This window comes from Bartonella sp. AA81SXKL (assembly GCF_042196945.1).
Lineage (GTDB): Bacteria > Pseudomonadota > Alphaproteobacteria > Rhizobiales > Rhizobiaceae > Bartonella.
Genome location: NZ_JBHIRH010000165.1, coordinates 1 through 836, shown reverse-complemented (window position 1 = coordinate 836; position 836 = coordinate 1). Strand labels below are relative to the sequence as shown.

Below are 836 nucleotides of genomic sequence, written 5' to 3'. Positions count from 1 at the left end.
AGGTTTATGCGAAAACGTCTGCGTGACAGTCTCCTTTGTCATGTGTGACCAGTTATCCCATCGATACCGTTTTACAGACTTTTGATCATAGACAGGCTCAAATTCCCAAGTAAATGCCTTATAGACTGATCCATCTTTTAAAGTTACCGTACCATAAGTTCCTTCTTTGCTATTCCAAAGTGGAGTATCTAAGAAAATTTTTACGTGCCCTTTAAAAGGTCCCGTATGACTTTGATGTTCGTGCCCCTTTCCCCAAAGATTGGGCCCATCTTGATATAACATCCCATCACTGAGTTGATCAGCCCCCTCTGGTCTTTGAAATGAAAGATCGCTATATTCCTTTTTTTCCTTCATTTCCGGTATGCTATCGGCTTCATTTTGCAATGTTTTGGTTTGGATGTTTAAGTTTCCACCTGCCTGAATCAAACCTGCTTTGTTGACAAGAGAAAGGCTCTTTCCTGTGCCCCCCAAATTGGTGAAAGATAAATCACCCTCTGCCACAATGGCACCCAAATCATTCAACAAAGCCCCATCAACTTTGAGCGCACCATTGCCCTTCACATAGATTAAACCCGTTTTGCTGTTGGTCGCATCACCTGTCACGCTGAAGGCTAAATTCTGCCCCGCTGCCAATTGACCACTATTGTGAAGCTTCCCTGTTTTGATGGTAAAATCTCGTGCCGCTAAAACCGATGTTTCCTTATCCGTCATAATCCCTGGAGCTCTAAAAACAATATCTCCACTCCCCCCCTTATCTGTCACTGCTTGCAGCCGTGCATGCTGAATATCAAGGGCATTGGTGCTTTGAAAGTCTAAACCGCCATAAGTCAATTCGC

General features: G+C 43.8%; 1 pseudogene. It reads right to left on the bottom strand.

Going from position 1 to position 836, the window contains the following annotated elements:
* Positions 1-836, bottom strand: a pseudogene (locus ACFINZ_RS10325) (filamentous hemagglutinin); the annotation flags it as partial.